This is a genomic window from Microcoleus sp. AS-A8 (assembly GCA_039962225.1).
GTDB lineage: Bacteria > Cyanobacteriota > Cyanobacteriia > Cyanobacteriales > Coleofasciculaceae > Allocoleopsis.
Map to the genome: position 1 here is coordinate 289,099 of JAMPKV010000004.1, position 19,973 is coordinate 309,071.

Consider the following 19,973-nt stretch of genomic DNA (forward strand, 5'->3'; position numbering starts at 1 on the left):
TCATCTCTAAATCAACGCATCTGTATTTTCAGTTCGCGCAGCATCCGACTGGTTCCCTCATCAATCGCTTTTTGCACCAATTGGGGAATCATTTCAGTGATAGGCAGGTTGGGAAAGATGTCGCTGACGAATGATTCAGCGTAGTCACCATTCTGAAGGAGGTAAATCTTGAGTTGGCGATTCCTATATATCCACACTTCCGGAACACGCAAAGCTTGATATGCATCCAGAGTAGTCTTTGAAGTGACATCAGACTCAATGGCAAGATCAGGGGGTGGATAAACCGCCAAATCCATGTCGGTACAGCCTCGGACACAACTGGCATTCTGGATGTAAAGGCAGGTATCAGGTTCAACTCCAGCAATTTCGGGTTGCTTCAAAGTAGTTGAACCAAAATCTTCCCAATCACGCTCTTGGGCATCCAAGATAGCTTTGACAATATCACCAATGATGCGATGCGGACGTTCATGCAATGCTAGAGGAGACATAATTTCGAGCGTTCCTCGGTAGTAAGCAATGCGGGTGTTGCGTTGTTCTCCCAGTTCAGCAAGAAGTTGTTCAAAATCCTGCCAGGACAAGTTATGAATGCTAATCATGCTACCCGGAGTCAGTTCAATCGCACGAATGGGAATGGTAACGCTCATCGGTAGTTCCTCCGTTGATGCCTGACAAAAAATAGAAAGAAGAACCAGAAAAACCTAGTCCCTGTTCTGATAACTGGCAACCACTCTCCCCGCCCTAACAAACTGCCGAAAATACGATCGCGCTATTTCATCCCCATCTTCCGAGAGTTGGTCAACAGCAATTCCATTCCGCCCTGTTTGTTGACCCGAACTATGGATATAATACCCATCACCTAAATGTAATCCCACATGGTTTACTTTCTCGGCTTTGGCGAAGAAAACCAAATCGCCGGGACGCAATTCTTCACGCTTAATGGGTTGAGTAAAATCGGCTTGCTGATAAGAATCCCTCGGTAACCAAATTCCCGACCCCGCAAACGCCGCCTGCATCAATCCCGAACAATCGTAGTTTGGCCCTACCGTACCGCCCCAGAGATAGTAATTCGGTTGTTGCATTGCCGCTTTTGTAAAGGCAATGATAGTAGGAATACGTTCTTGAATTTGCTCTGGAGAAAGTCCGATCGCACGATACCTCGTTTCCGCCTTCTCCAGTCCAGCAAGTTCCTGCACAGGCAACCAAGCACCATAGCCATCTTCACACAAACGTACCTCCAACGCCTCCTCGACAGGCTTGCTTGACAAAATCTGCAAGTGACGCCCGACAGCCGCCTGCGTTGCCAAACCCTTGCAGGTGGGAGAATCATACAGGTTTAGATTAACAAGGCAGCGGTACTCATCCGATTGATACGAGGAGTCATGAGTCATTCGAGTTATTCGTGATGGATAAGCAGTAATCTGGGAAAGACTTTAACCCTAAACGGCAAAATTCCAAAGTCTAAACACCAATTTTTAATCACTAACTGCAACTAATGACCTTTTTCCGGAAAGACGAACAACTAGAAAAACTAAGTACCGAAATCCTAGAAGCCACTTGGGCCGAGTTTTCAGGACTTGCTCGCCATCAAATTGCGCTCACTTGGATTGTCTACGACCCACCCGTACCTGTCAATACGGGGGGTGCCCTCTCCGCAGAGGAATTCTGGAAACACCAAGTTAGGGGTTTTAGCTATCGAGGTGTGGAGCGAATTTACCCAGCCAGTGTGATAAAACTCTTCTACTTGGTTGCGATCGCAGAATGGTTGGAAAGTGGTATGACTCCCGCCTCGGCTGAGTTGGACAGAGCCATGCGGGATATGATTGTTGATTCCAGTAATGATGCCACGAGTCTAATTGTCGATATCTTGAGCGGCACCACCAGCGGCCCGGAGTTACCCAATGGCCCCTTTGAAACCTGGAAGTTCCAGCGCAATATCGTCAATCGTTACTTTCAGTCTTTAGGCTGGCAAGAACTGGAATCCATCAATGTGAACCAAAAAACCTGGGGAGATGGCCCCTATGGGCGGGAACGGGCGTTTTTGGGAGAAATGATGGAAAATCGCAACATGCTGACGACTGAGGCTACGGCACGGCTATTGCACAGCATTATAGGAGGAGTAGCGGTTTCTTCGGTGCGATCGCAAGCCATGATGAGTTTAATGAAACGTAACCTCAACCCGGCGGACTTGGGGCAGGATGAGGAAAATCAGATTACAGGATTTTTGGGTGAAGCCCTTCCCCAAGACGCTCAACTTTGGTCTAAAGCGGGTTGGACTTCTCAAGTACGCCACGACGCTGCCTATATTGAGATTCCGTCCCTACGTCCCTACTTGTTAGTGGTCTTTACCGAAGGCAAAGCTCACAGCCAAAATCGAGCTATTCTTCCTTTTGTTTCCCAGCAAGTTGTTGCCGCTGTGAATAAATTAGCCTAGTGGGGAATAATCTCGTAGGGTGCATCGCGACGCACCCTATAAGTTTTTAAGCCGCGTAACTTAAGATATGGCTTAGAGTTGAAAGAGCAGAATGTGGCTTCCAGAATAATTCTGAGTCAATTTGTTGAGTCCGAATGAGATACTCTAATTGTGTTAACCGCGTGAATCCTCTAAACCGAAAAATATCTTCAGTCAGCTCGATTTTATTGAACAAATCAAACAACTGCTGGGCACCTCGTTGAGCATTCCACTCGCATTTGAATCCAGGCAATTTCTGATTAATTTTATCAAAAGAAACTCGATAGCTGCGGTTGTCTGTACCTCGCTCTCCAAAACTCAGCTTACACTCGTTGAACACCGTGGCAATCATCTCAGCAATCTCTTTGATTGTGTAGTTGAGAGTGGTATCGCCGACGTTAAAAATTTGGTTGTGAACGATGTCTCTGGGCGCTTCAAGCGTGCAAACAATAGCATTACAAATATCAAGAACGTGAACTAACGGACGCCAAGGACTCCCATCACTCATGATCTTGAGTTGTTGAGTTGTCCAAGCCATTCCGGCTAAATTATTTAAGACGATATCAAAACGCATTCTAGGAGAAGCGCCAAAAGCAGAAGCATTCCGCAAAAAAGTTGGAGAAAAACTATCATCAGCTAACGGTTTGACATCTTGCTCGACCAAGGCTTTACATTTGGCATAAGCTGTTTGTGGATTGACAGGGGTTTCTTCCGTCGAGAAATTCTCCTGACTCGCAATGCCATAAACACTGCACGAAGACATATAAACAAAGCGACAGATATTCATTGCCTTAGCCAGTTGGGCAAGACGAACTGAGCCTTTGTAGTTGATATCGTAGGTAATATTGGGAGCCAATTGCCCAGTAGGGTCATTAGAAAGTTCTGCCATGTGCACGATGGCTTCGATTCCTTCTAAATCTTCTGCTGTAATATGCCGCAAATCTTTGTTGAGGGTTTTAGCGGTTAATTCTGTGGCATTGTACAACCAACCTACTTTATAAAATCCTGTATCTAGTCCAATGACTTCATGTCCGCGTTGCATGAGAATTGGAGCTAATAAGGAGCCAATATACCCTTCCGTTCCAGTTACCAAAATTTTCATGGGTTGTCATCAAGCTGATTAAGGCATGTCAAAAAATACTCCTTACCCTAAAATGCTAGAAGTAAAGAGATTGTTGATGTTTGGGTTTTCCAATTGGAGAAATTGAATGGCCTCTTGCTAGTTCACCATTGCTGAGACTTCTCTCGTCGGAACAAAGTAACTCTGCCAAGTTTCAACTAAACGCTTAGAGTCCGGTGTTCCTTCCAAGGGAAATATTTCCATAAATTCTTTATCCGTGCTTGGGTCGTATGGCCCTTCTTTGACTTCCAATGTCACAGTATTAGGAGCCAACGCTACTGCCGTATGATAAGTTCCTTCAGGGACTTCGATTCCAAGGGTTGAGCCATTGGCACTCACTAATTCTTGGTGAATAATTTGACCTGTTTCATCCATGAAAATGAGTCCCATTGCACCCTGAATAACCAAGAAAAATTCAAAGCCATTGATTTCCGGTGGGCGGATGTGTCGATGGGGACGGACGTAAGTACCAGGTTGGAGAACATTAACAAATCTTTCAACTTTTTCTGAGTGATGATGGAAGTTATAGTTCTGACGTTGGCGAGGATTTTTGCTCGATTGCTCTGCTACTTTTTCCAATAATTCTTGGGTAAGCCGCTTGATCGGTAATGATTCCATGCAAGAATTCCTAAGGACTAAATGCTTTAAGGCTGATGAAAAATACTCTATAGACAGCTAATTGGAATCCCTATATTCCTAGTATTGATACCGGGAAAAAATTACATTCCCTTAATCGCTGCGTCTTATACTTGCAAATCCTAGTCCATTAGGAGTTATTTATATGTAAAACAATTTATAAACCCAAAAAAGACAAAAAACTATACTGAATAAAATTATTAAAAAGTATTTTAATAATTAAATGATCGAGGGTTTTCCCTATTCCTGAAATATAGCAATTTGGTTAATTTTATGGATATTTTATTTGGTTTTTCGGTGATTTATTTGAGAATATAAATTTATTGTCTCTGTAAAGTAAAAAATTGTCAAGAATGATTTGGAGCTATAAAAACTACAAAAATCCCTTGTAGATTTTGTAGTTTTTAGTAAATTTTGTAGAATCAACTCGATTGTGGCTGCACAAGAATTACCGAAATTATAAGATCGAGGTTGCACCTGAGCTGAGTGTTTTTGTTGTGCGATCGCCAGTGCTCTGCCTAAACAAAAATTAAGAAACGCAACCCATGCCTCAGATTCAACATATGGTTCTGCTCAAGTTCAAGCCACAGGTCACACCCGAACAAATTAATCAGGTGTTCAGCCTACAGGCAGAACTTCAGCAATTAATTCCGGGTATTACCTATTTTTCCGGGGGGCCATACTCCAGTCCAGAGGGACTGAACCAAGGTTACACTCATGGATTTCTGATGACATTCGAGAGTGTAGAAGCTCGTGATGCCTTTGTGCCCCATCCCGAACACGAACGGGTCAAAGCCGTATTTTTTGAATTGCTCGAAAGTGCGATCGCATTTGATTTTGAAGCGTAGTGGTTGCCTCGATGGACAGGTCAAACAGGTAAACCATTTTCATCCGTCACACACAGACCCTACTTACTAATACCTCCACACCTGTTCTCAGACACAACCTTTAGCGTGCTGTTTGAGGAATGCCAATCCTTCATAGGCGATCGCCTCCGGCGTCGAGGCGAGGTTCCGCCAGATGCGTCCCATCGCAGCGGTTTCTCTCACCGAGAAATTAAAACTCTCGATCGTCGCCCACCGATCATATTGCACTTCCTCAAGTGCGGCAAAGACGCTATCCCAAGGCACATGACCAGTGCCGGGAATGCCGCGATCGTTCTCGCAGACGTGCAGGTGTTTAAGGTAACGACTAGAGCTGCGGATTGCCTCCGCGATATCCTTCTCCTCAATGTTGGCGTGAAACAGGTCAATCATCATGCCAACATTCGGATGGTTGACCGCTTCACACAAGGCCACGGCATCAGCCGCCGTGTTCAGGAAGTAGTTCTCGAAACGATTAACGGGTTCAAGCGCCAGCATAATCTCGCACTGCGCTAACGTGTCTCCCAACAACTGCAACCCCTCGATCGCATACTGCCATTCCTCATCACTGCGGCGGCGTCCGCACAGGTAACCGACAGGCGACCAAAACACTCCAGCCAATGTCGTTGCTCCTAACTCAGCCGCAATTTGCACAAGCTGACGCAAAAACGAAAGGGTCTTCTGGCGGACACTACTATCATCGTCAATCAAACTATATTCTCCGCTCAGACCGAAACACATCGTGCATTCCAGCCCAGTTCTCTCCAATTCTCTGCGGATTTTCGTCGCCGGAAAGTCATTATAGTCAAAACGGGCGATCTCGACGCCGTCACAGCCATGTTCTTTCAACTGTGGCAGAAGCGCTAAGTTCGACTCGTCAAATGCTGCTGTCCAGAGAAAGGTGCTGATGCTGTATTTCATGACTCAAGCAGAAATCCTTTGGCAAACGTGATTTAGGAAAATGATTATTTATCACAATAAGTCTATATACCACCTTTTCAACAAGTACAGTCAGTATTTTGGGTTTCATCGTTCTGTGCCTATCCTTCAGCCTCTTTGCCAGAGACTCTGTGACCCGTCGTGCAGGTCAATCTGAGGATGCATTCTAAAATCTTCCGACAGATGGAAGATCGTTTTGCTAAGTCTCTTCCAGAGTAGGTAGCGTTAAATCGCAGAATCTTTTAAATTGACCTCAGGGATTTTAGTTGTCTGAAGACTATAATCCGAGAAAATTGACGAATAAGTTGAGTTTCTTACAGTTTCTGACATTATTGTCGAGGGGTGACCGTGAACAGTATCTCTTTTAAACTCGTTTCCTTCCTACTCGGTATGACAGCATTAACCGTTGTCAGCAGCACCGGGTCTGTTAGGGCGCAAACGCCTAACACTGATTTATCCTTGGAGCGTTCCGCACCGACCGATGCACCGATGCAAGTTGATGCGCCTGCCGTGACACCCATGGCTACCGTTAATCCACTGATGGCTAATTCTACTCCTCCTGTGGAGCCTGCGGCACCGACTTATGCACCCATGGAGACGGTTGAGCCTGCCGAGACATCGGCTACAACAACTGACCCACTCACGACTAATCCTACATCCGAAGGAATCCCAGAACAAACGGTAGGAATTCCAGAACAAACGGTCGTTGAGCCTAATCGCCCACAAGTGAATGTCTCGAACTCCGATTCTGACCTAGCTGATGCCCAAAGATTACAAGCGGCAGCCATAGATGATGACCCGCAAACGGCACCGGAGACAACGGTAGAGGTCAGTGAAAGCGACCTGACGCCCGGAACCGTCTCAACCTCTGCAACCCATCTCACCGCACAGCCAGAAACTGCTCCTCAGTCAGAGGTAGCCCCTGAGCAGGCAGATGTGACTGTAGCTCAAGACCTGGAAAATGTTGAGCCGGGTCGAGCCACTCGTGGGGGTCGGAGCTACGTTGGGATTGGTGGCAATCTCGGTTTGAGTGGTGGTACCGGGATAGGTCAGGGTGGCTTTTTAATTAACAGTAAAATTGGTTTGACTCGCGCCATTTCCTTTCGACCTTCCGTAATCATCGGAGAGAGTACCGATTTCCTTCTCCCAGTCACTTACGATTTCTTTCTTCAGTCCACTGATCCCTTTGAGCCAATTCCTTTCGCTCCGTTTGTGGGTGGGGGTATTGCCTTTTCTACATCTGATGATAATACTGTGGGTTTCTTGCTCACGGGTGGCGCGGATGTCCCCCTGTCTAGACAATTTGTTGCCAATGCCACGGTTAATGCGGGTTTCTTTGGAGACACAACCTCTATTGGAATTGCCATCGGCGTCGGCTATCAGTTCTCAGGTTTCTAACGTTAGGTTATAAAGTTCTGAGTTCTTAACGTAATAGAAAGCCCTCTGGATGAAATGATTTTCTTTCGGGGGCTTTCTTTATAGCCAGTCTCAATGAATTGTAAAATTCTCTCTTCTCTGGCAATGTTTTTAGCTAGAAGGGGGACATTCAAAGCCTCTCTCTTCATAGGATAGAGGTATGGAGAGAGATCTATGCGTAGTCTATTCATTTGAACATCGCTCGAAAAACCGCACTAGACAGAAATCGGGTATCTATTTTTTTCATAGTTGCCATGCAATCTATGATTAGATTCTTACCGAGAGAATCCATACAGTAAAAACATCATCTGAAATTGAAGAGAGGTTAAAGCTCATGCGTCTAGGTATGAGTCATAGGGTTGCGAAGACTTTTTTCTTATCAACCCTCTTAAGTTCTTTCGCGTTGCGTGCAAACCGATTTAGGAAATTTACTCATCCTCATCGCCTCCAGAACAAACTAAAATCTCTAGCACCCCAACAATTTATCCTGGAAAAAGAGCAGGTGTTTCCGATTCCCTCAGCTTATCAAGAACTTCTTATTTTATCCGGGATTGCTTGGTTAACTGTCGCGGGTCAAGATATCATTTTGACCACAGGAGAAAAAGTATCACTGGATTCCAATCAAGGCTTAGCTATCTTATCGACTTTAGGTGACAAGCCGCTGATTTTAGAAGTGATTGGATGAGTCTGGGTTTTTTAGAGATGCTTGTTCGAGGTGTGTAAGTCTTGGTGTAATTGCCGAGAAGGTAAAATCTGATGAGCCAAATTTTAAGTTTCGCCTAAATATGCCTTGCGAACCGTTTCATTGGATTGCAAATCTGTCGCTGTACCGGCTAGAACAATCTGACCCGTTTGCAGGACATAACCTCGATGAGAGACGGTCAAAGCCATACGGGCGTTCTGTTCAACTAATAAAATTGTAGTTCCTTGCGTGTTAATATCTCGAATAATCGAAAAAATTTGGCTAACCAGCATAGGGGCTAAACCCATACTTGGCTCATCTAACAATAATAAGCGGGGTCGTGCCATCATGGCTCGTGCGATCGCCAGCATTTGTTGTTCACCCCCACTCAACGTTCCCCCTTTTTGATTAATTCGCTCTCTCAGACGCGGAAAAAGATGTAATGCTTTTTCCAGATCAGATTTAATCCCCACAGAATCCCGGCGAGAAAAAGCCCCCATTTCTAGGTTTTCTTGCACCGTCATCCGGGGAAAAATGAGACGACCTTCAGGACTTTGAGAAATGCCTAAACGGACAATCGTTTGTGCCGATAATGACTCTAAAGGACTCCCTTCAAATAAAATTTGACCCTGACGAGGTTTCAATAGCCCTTGAATTGTGCGAAGCGTGGTTGTTTTCCCCGCACCATTACTCCCAATTAAGCTAACAACTTCGCCCTGTTCAACGTCTAAAGAAATGCCTTTGAGGGCATGAATATTGCCGTAGTAAGTGTGAAGGTCTTTAATTTTCAGCATTTTTGCTAACTGTTAATGGCTAATTGAGCATTGTTTTTTGCTAATTAGGGATGAGATTTTTCCATTACCTTTAACCAATAGCCATTAACTATTAGCCATTGGTTCTTCTTCTTCTTTACCTAGATAAGCCTCAATGACACGAGGATCAGATTGAACTTCAGCGGGAGTTCCTTCGGCAATTTTAGAACCATACTCCATCACACTCACCCTGTCGCTAATTCCCATCACCACCTTCATATCGTGTTCAATCAGCAAGATGCTCAAATTTAATTCATCCCGGATGCGATGGATAAAACGAGTTAAATCAGCCGTTTCGTTGGGGTTCATCCCAGCCGTTGGCTCATCTAAGAGTAGTATCTTGGGTTCAGAGGCTAGCGCTCTGGCAATTTCCAAGCGACGCTGATCACCATAGGAGAGGTTTTTGGCTAACTCCGGCCCTTTTGAGGCACCTAAACCCACAAAGTCAAGCATAGCCAGTGCTTTTTGCCTTGCTTTACGCTCCTCCAAACGCACCTTTGGGGGACGAAGTAAGGAACCGATTAAACCAGTCTTTAGACGGCTATGCCTGCCAACCAAAACATTTTCCAACACTGTCATATTGTTGAACAGGCGAATGTTTTGGAATGTCCGAGCAATTCCCAGACTGGTGAGTTTATCAGGTCTTGCCCCAGTAATATCTTGATTCTCCAGACGTAACTCACCCGATGTAGGGACATAAATCCCCGTGAGCATATTAAAAAAGGTCGTCTTACCTGCCCCGTTCGGGCCAATTAGACTAGCAATAATACCTCTTTCAATCGTAAAATCAACCTGTTTAACGGCGGTCAATCCCCCGAAACGCATGGTCAGTTGACGGGCTTCCAGCAGTGACATTATTGGCTCCTTGCGTCTGCTAAAGATTCCTTCATCGCCTCGTCCTCCGAGTGCAATTCGGCACGATGCAAGGCATCTGGCACCAGTCCCTCTGGGCGGACGATCATCATAATGACTAAGGTTAAGCCAAACAGAAACAGGCGCATCTGGATGGGGTCAATACTCGTTGCAATAAAGTCTCTCAACGGCGGATTCCCAATATTCGGTAATACGGAAGTATTAAGGAAACTCTTTAAAACCTGCGCCAATTGCGGGAGATATAGTCGATCGGCAGACATGATAATAATTCCCCCCAGGATGACCCCAGTCATATTACCCAAGCCACCCAAAATCACCATACACAAAATAATTACGGAAACGGAAAAATCAAACACACTGGGAAAAATGGCGCTGATATTAGCGGCGTAAAAGGCACCTGCAAATCCCGAAAAAGTTGCCCCCATCGCAAAGGCTAATAGCTTCGTTTGAACCAGATTAATTCCCATCGCACTAGCCGCGAGTTCATCTTCACGGATCGCCGTCCAGGCTCGTCCCAAGCGAGAATCTTTCAGACGACTGATCATAAAGTAGGAAAATACGACCAGCAAAAGAATTAAGTAGTACCAGGGCAGATAGTCGCTAGCGTCAAAGGTGCCGATGAACGGGAGCGTGGGACGACCAATGGGGTTGATCCCAGCTTCACCTCCTGTTAGGTTAAGGGGGCGCTCGCATCCGACTAAACAAATCGCCCATTCGGGATGACCCACTAAACTACCCATGATTTTAGAGATGGGTTCCTCAATTCTTACCCCCGTTAAATTGCGAAAAATAACAGGAACAATTTCCCCAAAACCAAGGGTCACAATCGCTAAGTAATCGCCCCGCAGGCGCAAGGTTGGTGACCCCAAAATTACGCCAGAAATTGCGGCGACCAATGCAGCAATGGGCAGTACAAACCAGAAGTTCCAGGCAATATTGAGCTGGGGAGATGATAATAAGCCAGTAGTATAAGCCCCGATCGCAAAGAAAGCTGCGTAGCCCAAATCCAGTAACCCCGCATAGCCCACCGTAATATTGAGTCCTAAGGCGAGCATGATAAAAATTTGGATTTGGATCACGGTGGCGATCCAGTTCGTCTGAGCCAATTGATCAACAAAAGGAAAGATAATCAAAATAAAGGCTAGGGTTACCAGCGTTGCTGTTCTCCTGCGTTCATTGGGTAAACCTTGCAAGGCTCCCATAACTCCTGCGGCTAAAGTGGCAACGACCAGAGCCAAGATACCATACTGAAAACTGTCCGATAGGCTGACTGTCGGTTGCCCTAAAACTGGTGCTAACAGTGCTTGCAACAGGCTAGCGATTAACAGCCAAATTCCCAATTCAAGCCCTGCGATCGCGCCGAGGCGTACTCCCTCTTGCGGTGTGGAAACCCTCTTTCCTTGACAGCGCATAAAACCCGCTGCCGAACCCAGTAACCAACCGATCACCGCACCACTCCAACCGCTAAATAGCAGTACGGTTAAAACTGCGATCGCGCCTAAAATACCACTCGATTTAATTGCCTTAATAATCTGCTGTGTCATATCCCTAATGGGTAATAGCAATTACTTTTATCCACTTTTATCTATGACCTATAGCAGTCCTAAATGATTCATTAAAACCTCCCTTTCTCTCCTCTGAGACCTTTGTGTCTCTGTGGTTTGTTAAAAAGAATCAAATCTCACAAATGATTTAGGATTGCTATATGATTCATTACCCAAATTTCATACCTTTTCCTGAACATTCTCTCCCAATAAACCCCCAGGTCGGAATGCCAAAATAATCACTAAGACGGCAAACACCCAAGCATTAGTCCAACGACTAGAGAGATACTGGTCACTTAATGCAGAAAGCAGCCCAATTAACACTCCACCCAACATGGCACCAATGATGTTGCCAATTCCGCCTAACACGGCAGCCGTAAAGGCACGTAACCCGGCCGTAAAGCCCATCGTAAACACAATGGTGTTGTTGTAGAGTCCAACCAGCAGCCCCGCCGCTCCCGCCAATGCCCCACCAATCAAAAATGTCAGCGCAATAATCCGATCGACATCGATCCCCATAATCAGCGCCGCATCCCGATTCTGAGCGGTTGCCCGCATCGCTTTCCCCAGACGCGTGTACTGCACAAATAGATGTAGTCCCACCATTAACGCCACGGCAACAACTAACACAATTAAGTCTTTAGTGGTAAAGACAATACCAGACTCAATGCCCATTGCTTTGAGAATATCAATTCGGGGCAATAAATCAGGAAAGCTTTTAGGTGCCGCTGCATTGGCTCCCATGACAGGGATAAACGATTTAAGTCCGCCCCAAAACAATCCCATGTTTTGGAAAATAAACGACACTCCAATGGCTGAGATTAACGGTGCAAGCCGGGGGGCATTCCGTAACGGTCGGTAGGCGTATCGTTCCGTCAGAATGTTTAGGCCCGCACAAAAAACAGTTGCGATGATTAAGCCCACTAACATCGCTGGGATAGCCACTTGCAGAGAGGCCCCATCTGTAGCCCCAAAGGCACCAATGGCCGTGAGGGAGGCAAATGCACCTAACATATACAAGTCCCCATGAGCAAAATTGATCAGCTCAATAATGCCGTAGACCAAAGTGTAACCCAGGGCAATAATGGCAATGATCCCGCCGTTGACGAGACCCACCAAGATTTGTTGGATCAAAACTTGAGGGTCACGAGCGATATCCCCCATAATTCGGGGTATGTCCAACCCAGCAATTGGGCCTAGCAAGAGGATCAGGTAGGCGACAACGAGGTATAGAAGGGGCTTGCGCCATCGTTTCATAGCGATTGGTCAGAGGTTGCTATAGTGCGTATAGATTATAGAGCGAAGCTCAGACGCTCGTAGACTCGCTACCGCTTCGCTATCGGTTATTGTGCAAAACGCTGGCGGGTTAATACGGCTGATGAATCTGTGATCAGTCCTAGTCAGTCGAGGGATATTGACCCTCAACTCAGGACTAACGACTAGGCCGAGTGAGCTAACTGTGCAATTTACTGCGCCTTGAGCACACTCACAAACTCCCACTTGCCATTTTTGACAACATTTCCTGACAAAGTGGTGAGGGTTGTATCGCCATTAGGGTCAAAACTCCAAGTACCGAGTACCCCATTAAAGTCTTTGGTATTCAAGACAGCCTCTCGAATGGCGTCACGGTCATTTTTGCAGACTTTGTTAATGGCATCCACAATTACCTTGGCAGATTCATAGCCATAAGCCGCATAGGCTTCAGGTTCTGCCGTGTATTTTTTCTTGTAGCTCTCATACCACTTTTGGCCTGTCCCCTTGAGTTCTGTGGCAGGTACGCCGCCAAAGGTGGCATAAACGCCTTCTGCATCTTTACCCGCCGCATCAATTAACGCCTTTTCAAAGATGCCATCCGGCCCCATGAATTTTACTTTATCCGCACTCATCCCAACGTTACGCATATCCTTAATTAACTGTCCGGCGTTGGTTTGGGTCATTCCTCCAAAGTAGATGAGGTCGGGTCCGAGGGCTTTGATTTTGGTCATCAAGGCTTTATATTCACTCGCTTTGGCGTCGATTCCTTCGTGTCCTAAGACTTGCAGTCCTTCCTTTTTGGCAGTCGCTTCAAAAATATCTCCTAGCCCTTTGCCGTAAAGTTCTTGATCATCGAGAATAAAAACTTTTTTGGCTGCTAGTGATTTAGCCCATTTAGCCCCCGCAACCCCCTGAAGGTCGTCCGCCGGAACCACACGCGCATAGTTCCGCTTGCCATTGGGGTAGTACACATTAGGCTCATTGGCTTCGCCCTTTCCGGGTTTAGTCAAGCCTGGGTAGGTGTTGGCAGGACTAACCATGACTAAGTTGGACTTGTTGAGGATGGGAATGGATAGCTTAGCCGCACCGGAGTTGAAGTGACCAATCATAGCAACCACGGATTTATCTGCAACAGCTTTGTTGGCGTTTGAGGTAACCTGTGCGGGGTCCCATTTGCCAGCGGCAGCCGTAGCATCGTCATAGCTTTCATAAGTAATCTTAACTTTGCCATCGCAAGCCGTTGAGTTGGTTTCATCAAGGACTTGTTTGATCCCGTTCACAATGGTTTGATTCTGACCTATGCCACTTCCTGTCATGGGCAGACTGGAAACAATTTTGACGGTGTTTCCACCTGCGGCGGTTCCTCCCTTGTTACTTGTACAAGCCGTCGTGAAAAAGCCTGTAGCCAGGGTCGTGAGGGCTAGGGCAATTGCTGAACGAGGGTTAATGCCATTGACTGAGGCGAGTTTACTCATTTGAATGTTTCTCTCCTCTACTGTCACCAGTAGATCACAATTGAATAAATCTACATCTTAAGCGCATCTTCCTCTAGGGTGATGACTGGTAACGGTTTTTGAAACACCAATGCAGTACTGCCCAGTCTGAATGGAGTGACGAAGGGTAATTATCGATGGTTTAACGGAGAGGGAGGGATTCGAACCCTCGGTACGGAGTTACCTGCCGTACAACAGATTAGCAATCTGCCGCTTTCGACCACTCAGCCACCTCTCCAGGCGGGTTTTTATGTTTTGGTCAGGGTTTGACTACACTTGAGAGTTATCAGATAGCCATTCCGTTTTGACCGCTTTATCAGTGTAGCACTTTGGCGGTATGGGTCAACTACTGCGGAACACTTATTACTCGGTGTTACCCGCACAGCGTTCAATGACCTTTAGCTAGCCTAACAGAATTTTCCGGTGGCAGCGGCGACTCAATCGGGGCTTGGGTTGGTGTCTAAGAAGCGAATTTCCCTCTTAACTCCTTCGTCAAACCGGGTTGTCCAGCTTTGTTGACTTTACATTTTGCAACTTTAGGCGCTCAACGGTATACTGATTTGCGAAGAGGAACGAGTTCTCTCTTTCTTGAGGAAAAATAATTCTTTCTGGGCAATTGCAGGAAAAATACTACGAGGAAAAATCGCGATTTGCGTTAGGTGACTAGCGACACTCTGACGTTTTCACGCTAGTCAGTAAACTCTACCCATCAGGAGAGGTAAAGCTCCGCCCTTGACGCTTAACATTTCTTAAATAAAATAGAAGAAAGTTCGTGATGAGGGAAACGTGGGGAAGAAATAGACCGTTAATCCGTTCTAACCTTCGTCAAAATCCAGAACCAATCAAACCTATGGACATTACAAGCAAACAGCACATTGCTCTGATCTCAGTACACGGTGACCCAGCAGTGGAAATCGGAAAGGAAGAGGCTGGGGGACAGAACGTTTATGTGCGTCAAGTGGGTGAAGCGCTTGCCCACCAAGGATGGCATGTTGATATGTTTACCCGTTGCTCAAGTGCAGAGCAACCCAAAATCGTTGAGCATGGTCCGCGTTGTCGGACCATTCGTTTAACAGCCGGTCCAGAGGAATTTGTACCGCGAGACGAAATTTTTGGGTATGCCAACACGTTTGTAGAGGAACTCGTTAAGTTTCAACAGGAGTCTGGGATTAAGTATTCCCTGGTACACACGAATTATTGGATTTCCGCCTGGGTGGGAATGGAACTGAAAAAGCGGCAAGCGCTGAAGCAGGTTCATACCTACCATTCATTGGGTGCGGTTAAATACAAGTCGGTGACAACGATCCCCATGATTGCAACCACCCGCTTGAGCTTTGAGAAGGCGGTTTTAGAAACAGCCGAGCGAATTGTGGCGACGAGTCCGCAGGAAATGGAACATATGCGATCGCTCGTTTCGACAAAAGGCAACATCGACATCATTCCCTGTGGTACTGACATTCACCGTTTTGGTTCCTTGAGCCAGGAAGCAGCGCGTGCCGCCTTAGGAATCGAATCAGATGCCAAAATGCTCTTCTATGTGGGACGCTTTGATGAGCGCAAGGGCATTGAAACCTTGGTGCGAGCCGTGGGTCAGTCGCAGTTGCGGGGTCATGAGAAGATTAAGCTCGTGATCGGTGGTGGCTCTCGTCCCGGTCAAAGTGATGGCATAGAGCGTGAACGGATTGAGAAAATTGTCGCTGAACTTGGGATGAGCGACTGTACCCTATTCCCTGGACGCATCGGGGATGATATGTTACCCGCTTACTACACTGCCGCTGATGTTTGTGTGGTTCCCAGCCATTACGAACCCTTCGGTTTAGTAGCAATTGAAGCAATGGCCTGTGGCACGCCTGTTGTTGCCAGCGATGTCGGCGGTTTGCAATTCACCGTCGTTCCCGAACAAACCGGTCTTTTGGCACCCGCCAAAGATGAAGTTGCGTTTGCAACAGCGATTGACCGGATTCTCTCTAACCCAGACTGGCGGAACCAACTCGGTCAATGCGCGAGAAAGCGTGTTGAGGAGAAGTTTAGCTGGGATGGTGTCGCGCATCAGCTGAGTGACCTCTACACAAAGTTGCTGGAGGAAAAACCGGCTAAAGCGTTGCAGCCAGTTAGCGCTTAAACTCGTTTAGCGATCAGCTCAATCAAGCGTGGAGCCGCTACATTAACGTAGCGGCTCTTCTAGCGTACAGGATAGCTGGTGCCGTAGACGTGAGCGCCTAGCCCACTTGCTGTGAGAGCCTGATCTCCCAACAGCAGGCTGAATTCTCGGTTTACCAAGGGTCATCAATTGATTCGCGCTCTCCATCTGCTGATGAGTTGCTCTCTATCAGTGCTTCTTTGACCAACTGTAGAATTTCGGACTGTACCTGTTCATAAACGTCCGCTCTACACCAAGGGCGCAAGTACAGCGTGGTAGATTTCGGTGAAATAGATGCCACATGGGAAGTCGTTTTTGGGTGACTTAAAACGAGGGGATGGGGTTGCGCCAAGGACAACAGCAGAGTAATAGTAGGTTCAATGGGGCGATCTCCAATATCAATTTTCAAATCTACGCGTCGCGTCCTCATGGCTGTTGTATTTTTCAACACACCACTGAATAGATTGCTGTTCGGTACTGTAATCTTGACATTGTCCGGCGTAACCACCGTAGTTGAGAAAATACCAATCGCATCCACTACACCCTTGACCCCCTGTTGAGCTTCAATGAAATCACCCACTTCAAAGGGACGCTGATTCAGGAGCATGACCCCCGCCGCGAAATGGGATAAGGTATTCTGCAATGCCAAACCGATCGCTAAACCAGCCGCTCCTACTACAGCAACCAAGCTGGTGGCTTGAATCCCCAGCGCACTCAAGAACGCCACAATTCCAACGACTAGTGTTAGGACTTCTGAAGCCTGAATCAGAAACTTGCGTAATGTTGGCTCAACCGGATTGAACGCTCGGCGCGTGAAGCGAGCAACCAGGTCAATCGCATAGCGGGTAATGAGGATAATGCCAAGCGCCCACAGCAGTTTTGTGCCAACCTGAAAGCCTAAATCGATCAAGTTTTTGTTAAACCACGATGCCATATCAAAGCGGTTAAGCACAGGTGTCACATCAAAAGCCAAAATCGTCATAGGCAACTTAGGGTCTGTCCAAAATTAATTCCGCCCTTTTCAGTCGGGCACGGCATTATCAATATTGTGCTTCACCCTAAATGTTACTGTTGCCATACCTTGGGAGTAGAGCCTAGCCATCTGCCAAAACCAAGGGCTTGAGTTACGATTGAGGATGCAATATTGAGAAATCAGCGATCGCACTATAGCTATTTATCCTGACGCAGCCATTAAACGATGAGCAACCTGAATTACGCCAACCGGAACTTGCAAAATTGTTCCTTTAAAGGGCAGGATTTGGCTGGCGCAGATTTCAGTGGCTCAGACTTGCGGGGCTGCAATTTCACAGGGGCAAATTTAATTGGGGCAACCTTTAAGGGGAGCACAACGGGGCAGAGTCGCCGTCAAGTATATATTTTACTTGGTGCCGCTATTGTTGGTTCGATTGTTTTAGTCGGGTTCAGTATAATCGCGGCTCAAGTGTCAATTGGCTTGTTGAGCGATCGATCCAATAAGATGCTCAACTTTTTCCTCAGTACGCTGCCTGTATTGGCTTTGGTATTTGGGAGCTTTTTCCGAGATAGTCTTAATCTCCACTTTCCACAAGTCACGACCTTCTTTGGCCTTGCAGCCATTACTGTACTGTTTGCGGTAATGATTACACTCACGGTTGGACTGGCAATTGCTAGCCTTTCTAGCTTCAGTGATGGAACACTTGCTCAGGGATTTTTCCTGTTACTGTTGATGGTCGTTTCTGCGATCGTAACTTTCCGGATTCTCAAATGGTTGAGCGAATCTATCCAGAGTGGTCCCGGAACATCTTTTAAAAAAGCAAACTTAAGTAATGCTGACTTTAGCCATTCCGAGGTGCAAAATACAGATTTTTCTCTTGCTATCTTAACGGGAACCTGTATCTTTAACTGGACAATTAAATCCCATAGCCAATTTACGCAGGTTTATTGTGAATGTCTTTATCTGGAACCTGGGCACCAGAATCGACAACCAGCAGAGGGAAGTTTTCAACCGGGTGAGTTGGAACGGCTACTAACTCAATTCACCAAATGAATCACGGACAATGATGCAACCCTGTAAGTCTCGTCAGAATCTTTGCTCCGATGCCTGCGGTTGTTATGAGGTGATGGTGTAACGCGCGATTCCCAGCACGCGGCAATCGCAACAATGGTCATCGTCAGGGTGAGCATCACGAATGGTTTCAGCGATTTTTGTAACGCGCTCAAGGTCATCGACCAAGCCAAGTTGATTCAAGTCATCAGCTGTGTAGATGGATGGGAAACCACCACAATTAACCAAGACGCTGTACGAATCACCAGAATCGAGGATGTCATATCCGCAGAACTCGAAACCGTCAATCGGTGCCGGGTCCTGAGTTGGTCGTTCAGTCAATGCAAGAATGTTATGTCGCGATGAATCATATCCGATTCGGCGTTTTAGGTATTGGTAATCATGAAAGAAGTGAGTGCGGTAGTCAGCGTGGATATTGAAGTTCCAATCCTCGTCAATCAATGTGTCCATCAGCGACGGGCAGAGCATTATGTCAGTGGAGACGATTTCCTGAATGAGGTGGAAACCTGACGATTCGATGTAGCTTGACCATGAATCGCCGCAACTCGGATCGAATTTATGACAGGCTACGAATAAGGAAATCATGATTGCTCTAGCCCTATAACGGCTGAATTGAGCGGTAAATGAGCGCGACTAACTCCAGTTCAAAATATCACCATTTCGTTTGAAGTCAGCCCAAAAACAACAACATTCACTGCATAAAGCGATCGCTCCACTTTACCTACTCCACAGAGCGATCGCCATCTTACCCGCACTGATGAGTGCGTAAAGCCAAGATGAGCTATACTCCGTTCCGGTTGAGCGATTTGTTATGCTGCGTCGGTATGTCAGCGAACCTACGTGCCAAAGTGGATGAGGGCTGCACGGATTGCGATGAACCACACCGCGATCGTGGCAAATAGGTAGAGGTAAAACCGGAGTATGACAAGATTGAATGTGCAATGGACAGCGCTGTGCAATATGCGAAACACAACGAAGACCCACGCGGCGTTCACATACACTGTATCCACCTGCTTCGTAATGAAGAGGTATAGAACAAGCGCATAAAAAAGTACCGGAATCTCGAACAGGTTCTTTAGGTTATCCGATGGATTGGATACATTGGGTGGCGAGATCTGCGCCAGTGTGCCGGGTACAGAAATCTCCTGCTGGCTGATCTTTCTACCTATGATGAAACTGATACGGCGGCTGTACATATACACCCAGACTAGGAGTGTCAGAAATATTGTTGCAAAGAAGGGACTGAAGATTGCATCTTGCCTCATTTCTACCTCTTAAATTTGATCATTCTGATGGTTGGTGGGCGATAAAATGTGCCATGTACGATGTACAAGGCTTGAAGAAACGTAGAGTAATGCAAATCCAATCAGAGGATGTAGTACCTCTAGGTGAAGCGCAGTTTTTAGATGAATGCTGGAAAATTGTAGTCCAAGCAGCACTGGTAGACTGGCGGCGAGATGTCGTATTCTACGTGAGAATGGGGCTATAAACGACCATCCCAGTAATATTAATGACAGTCCACTGTACCCTCGCACTAGCCAAACATGAATATCCCACCATGCAGGATTATTAAAATAGGCAACCCCAACCGTTAATAGCTGAGAAATCAAGCAGACATTAAAGACGATTGAAGCCGCGTAAAAGCCACTCTGCATCCAACCAGTGGGAGCGTGAGCGCGATCAATTTCTGAATTTATTGTCATGTCAA

General features: G+C 46.5%; 20 protein-coding genes and 1 tRNA gene. 6 read left to right on the forward strand and 15 right to left on the reverse strand.

Going from position 1 to position 19,973, the window contains the following annotated elements; all coding sequences use genetic code 11:
• Nucleotides 1-11 precede the first annotated feature (11 nt).
• Together NDI48_08565 and NDI48_08570 are read right to left on the reverse strand one after the other, a co-directional pair.
• On the reverse strand, nt 12-644 hold the full coding sequence (locus tag NDI48_08565) for a Uma2 family endonuclease (protein MEP0831261.1): 633 nt from the start codon (nt 642-644) through the stop codon (nt 12-14).
• A gap of 54 nt (nt 645-698) precedes the next feature.
• Nucleotides 699-1,388, reverse strand: coding sequence for a C40 family peptidase (locus tag NDI48_08570; protein MEP0831262.1), 690 nt, complete (start codon nt 1,386-1,388; stop codon nt 699-701).
• A 104-nt stretch (nt 1,389-1,492) separates the two neighbouring features.
• Between NDI48_08570 and NDI48_08575 the strand changes: the two genes are divergently transcribed.
• Entirely contained in the window at nt 1,493-2,431 is a 939-nt protein-coding gene (locus NDI48_08575; GenBank protein MEP0831263.1) for a class A beta-lactamase-related serine hydrolase, read from the forward strand.
• A gap of 46 nt (nt 2,432-2,477) precedes the next feature.
• Here the strand turns inward: NDI48_08575 and NDI48_08580 are convergent, their stop codons facing one another.
• Nucleotides 2,478-3,551, reverse strand: coding sequence for an SDR family oxidoreductase (locus NDI48_08580; GenBank protein MEP0831264.1), 1,074 nt, complete (start codon nt 3,549-3,551; stop codon nt 2,478-2,480).
• Nucleotides 3,552-3,668: 117 nt separating this feature from the next.
• Complete coding sequence (locus tag NDI48_08585; GenBank protein MEP0831265.1) at nt 3,669-4,187, reverse strand: WbuC family cupin fold metalloprotein; 519 nt, start codon at nt 4,185-4,187, stop codon at nt 3,669-3,671.
• 563 nt (nt 4,188-4,750) lie between these two features.
• Here NDI48_08585 and NDI48_08590 point away from each other — a divergent pair.
• The gene (locus NDI48_08590) at nt 4,751-5,053 is read left to right on the forward strand and encodes a Dabb family protein (GenBank protein ID MEP0831266.1); all 303 of its coding nucleotides are present in this window, start codon (nt 4,751-4,753) and stop codon (nt 5,051-5,053) included.
• An 87-nt stretch (nt 5,054-5,140) separates the two neighbouring features.
• Here the strand turns inward: NDI48_08590 and NDI48_08595 are convergent, their stop codons facing one another.
• Nucleotides 5,141-5,989, reverse strand: coding sequence for a sugar phosphate isomerase/epimerase (locus NDI48_08595; GenBank protein MEP0831267.1), 849 nt, complete (start codon nt 5,987-5,989; stop codon nt 5,141-5,143).
• 366 nt (nt 5,990-6,355) lie between these two features.
• Here NDI48_08595 and NDI48_08600 point away from each other — a divergent pair, with 366 nt between their 5' ends.
• Together NDI48_08600 and NDI48_08605 are read left to right on the forward strand one after the other, a co-directional pair.
• Complete coding sequence (locus NDI48_08600; protein ID MEP0831268.1) at nt 6,356-7,405, forward strand: hypothetical protein; 1,050 nt, start codon at nt 6,356-6,358, stop codon at nt 7,403-7,405.
• Nucleotides 7,406-7,826: 421 nt separating this feature from the next.
• Entirely contained in the window at nt 7,827-8,108 is a 282-nt protein-coding gene (locus NDI48_08605) for a hypothetical protein (GenBank protein MEP0831269.1), read from the forward strand.
• Nucleotides 8,109-8,191: 83 nt separating this feature from the next.
• Here the strand turns inward: NDI48_08605 and NDI48_08610 are convergent, their stop codons facing one another.
• From NDI48_08610 to NDI48_08635, 6 genes are all read right to left on the reverse strand, one after another.
• The gene (locus NDI48_08610; protein ID MEP0831270.1) at nt 8,192-8,899 is read right to left on the reverse strand and encodes an ABC transporter ATP-binding protein; all 708 of its coding nucleotides are present in this window, start codon (nt 8,897-8,899) and stop codon (nt 8,192-8,194) included.
• Nucleotides 8,900-8,983: 84 nt separating this feature from the next.
• Complete coding sequence (locus tag NDI48_08615; protein ID MEP0831271.1) at nt 8,984-9,772, reverse strand: ABC transporter ATP-binding protein; 789 nt, start codon at nt 9,770-9,772, stop codon at nt 8,984-8,986.
• The gene (locus NDI48_08620; GenBank protein MEP0831272.1) at nt 9,772-11,334 is read right to left on the reverse strand and encodes a branched-chain amino acid ABC transporter permease; all 1,563 of its coding nucleotides are present in this window, start codon (nt 11,332-11,334) and stop codon (nt 9,772-9,774) included. Before NDI48_08620 ends, NDI48_08615 begins: the two co-directional genes overlap by 1 nt.
• A gap of 180 nt (nt 11,335-11,514) precedes the next feature.
• On the reverse strand, nt 11,515-12,591 hold the full coding sequence (locus NDI48_08625; GenBank protein ID MEP0831273.1) for a branched-chain amino acid ABC transporter permease: 1,077 nt from the start codon (nt 12,589-12,591) through the stop codon (nt 11,515-11,517).
• Between the two features lie 209 nt (nt 12,592-12,800).
• A complete protein-coding gene (locus tag NDI48_08630; protein ID MEP0831274.1) occupies nt 12,801-14,063 on the reverse strand; it encodes a branched-chain amino acid ABC transporter substrate-binding protein in 1,263 nt (420 codons plus the stop codon).
• A 164-nt stretch (nt 14,064-14,227) separates the two neighbouring features.
• Nucleotides 14,228-14,319, reverse strand: a tRNA-Ser gene (locus tag NDI48_08635).
• 612 nt (nt 14,320-14,931) lie between these two features.
• On the opposite strand from NDI48_08635, the gene NDI48_08640 reads away from it, so the two are divergent.
• A complete protein-coding gene (locus tag NDI48_08640) occupies nt 14,932-16,203 on the forward strand; it encodes a glycosyltransferase family 1 protein (protein ID MEP0831275.1) in 1,272 nt (423 codons plus the stop codon).
• 151 nt (nt 16,204-16,354) lie between these two features.
• Here the strand turns inward: NDI48_08640 and NDI48_08645 are convergent, their stop codons facing one another.
• A complete protein-coding gene (locus NDI48_08645) occupies nt 16,355-17,203 on the reverse strand; it encodes a mechanosensitive ion channel family protein (GenBank protein ID MEP0831276.1) in 849 nt (282 codons plus the stop codon).
• Between the two features lie 216 nt (nt 17,204-17,419).
• Between NDI48_08645 and NDI48_08650 the strand changes: the two genes are divergently transcribed.
• Nucleotides 17,420-18,247 (forward strand): pentapeptide repeat-containing protein, encoded by an 828-nt coding sequence (locus NDI48_08650; protein ID MEP0831277.1) that lies wholly within the window; start codon nt 17,420-17,422, stop codon nt 18,245-18,247.
• Between the two features lie 63 nt (nt 18,248-18,310).
• On the opposite strand, the gene NDI48_08655 is transcribed toward NDI48_08650, so the two are convergent.
• From NDI48_08655 to NDI48_08665, 3 genes are all read right to left on the reverse strand, one after another.
• Nucleotides 18,311-18,586, reverse strand: a complete 276-nt coding sequence (locus NDI48_08655) for a hypothetical protein (protein MEP0831278.1) — start codon at nt 18,584-18,586, stop codon at nt 18,311-18,313.
• A 515-nt stretch (nt 18,587-19,101) separates the two neighbouring features.
• On the reverse strand, nt 19,102-19,530 hold the full coding sequence (locus NDI48_08660) for an MAPEG family protein (protein MEP0831279.1): 429 nt from the start codon (nt 19,528-19,530) through the stop codon (nt 19,102-19,104).
• Between the two features lie 9 nt (nt 19,531-19,539).
• Nucleotides 19,540-19,968, reverse strand: coding sequence for a DUF6220 domain-containing protein (locus NDI48_08665; protein ID MEP0831280.1), 429 nt, complete (start codon nt 19,966-19,968; stop codon nt 19,540-19,542).
• Nucleotides 19,969-19,973 lie beyond the last annotated feature (5 nt).